Origin of the sequence: Corallococcus sp. 4LFB, assembly GCF_046520365.1 — a bacterium.
Lineage (GTDB): Bacteria > Myxococcota > Myxococcia > Myxococcales > Myxococcaceae > Corallococcus > Corallococcus caeni.
This window is the reverse complement of the sequence record NZ_JBKGHJ010000985.1, coordinates 1-1,403: the sequence shown is the minus strand read 5'-3', so window position 1 is coordinate 1,403 and position 1,403 is coordinate 1. Positions and strand designations below refer to the sequence as shown.

1 protein-coding gene is annotated in these 1,403 nt (G+C 72.1%); it reads right to left on the bottom strand.

Annotated features, from left to right (window positions below; genetic code table 11):
• On the bottom strand, positions 1 to 1,403 hold a 1,403-nt coding region (locus ACLEQD_RS43375; protein WP_410391791.1), incomplete at both ends, for a condensation domain-containing protein.

Sequence of the window (1,403 nt, the reverse complement as noted above, 5' to 3'; positions counted from 1 at the left end):
GAGGCCAGCGTCGCGATGGTGGACTCGTGGTGACGGTGCGCGCTGTAGCCGAAGGTCAGCTGCAACCGGCCGCCCATCACCGAGCCGTTGAGCTCCAGTGCATGCAGGCGGGTGCCATCAGGAGCGAGGTTGGATCCGATGGCTTCCGAAGCCAGTGAGAAGAAGCGGCTGGCCGTGACGGAGGCATCCAGTTGGCCCAGATAGTTGAAGGCCACCTCGGGCACGGGTGTGTCGCGCAGAGACGTGGCGGTGTCGTGCGGGGCCAGCCAGCGCAGGAGCCCGAAGCCGATGCCATGGTGGGGCAGGCGGCGGCGCGCGTCGCGCACGGTGCGAAGCGCGTCTCCCGCGGAGCCATTAGCGGGCAGCTCGACTTGCAGGGGCACCAGCGAGGTGAACCAGCCCACGGTGCGGGAGAGGTCCACGTCGGCGAAGAGGGCCTCGCGGCCGTGGCCTTCCAGGTGGACGCGGGCGAGGGGTTGGCCCGTCCACTCACGCAGCGCGAGGTAGAGCGCTGTCAGCAGCACCTCGTCGATGGAGGCACGCCAGGCGGTGGGGACTTCCTGCAACAGCAGGCGCGTCTCCTGGGCGTCGAAGGCCAGGGAGTGGCGGCGCTCGGAGGCGTGGGTGTTGGGGCCGGAGGCGTCGGTGGGCAGCGGGGCCGGAGCGGTGCCCAGGGTCTCGTGCCAGAGGGAGGCTTCGCGGGCGAAGGCGGCGGAAGCGGCGTGGGCCTCCAGGCGGCGCGCCCACGTCTGGAAGGAGGAGGACTTGGGCGGCAGCGCCGGGGTGCGGCCCTCCAGCAGGGCGGCGTAGCAGGCCTCCAAGTCCTCGATGAGGACGCGCCAGGAGACGGCGTCGACGACGAGGTGGTGGGCCACCAGCAGCAGGCGCTGGGCGCCCTGGCCCAGGTGGAAGAGGCAGGCGCGCAGCAGGGGCGGCTGGGAAAGGACGAAGGAGGCCTGGAGACGCGAAGCCTCGGCCTCCAAGGCGCGGGGCTGCTCGGAGGCGGGCAGCGAGGAGAGGTCCACCTCAGTGAGGAAGAAGTCAGCTTCCTCGGGAGGCACACCGTGCGAGGCCCAGGCGCCAGAGGCGTCCGGCGAGGGGCGGTCCACTTCGGCCGCAGCAGGAGGCACGCTGTGCAAGGCCGAGGTGCTGGAGGCGTCACGCGAGAAGCGCAGGCGCAGGGCGTCGTGGTGGGAGAGCAGCCGGCGCAGGGCGGCTTCCAGGTGCGAGGGCTGAAGGGGCTGACGGCTGGCCAGCAGCAGGGCCTGGTTGAAGTGGTGGGCGTGCGCGGCGTCGTGGTGCAGCAGGTGGTGCTGGATGGGCGTCAGCGCCGTGGGACCGGTGACGGGGCCTTGCTCGGTGGAGACGACGTCGCTGGAGGCCCGGGCGACGAGGGCGAGGGC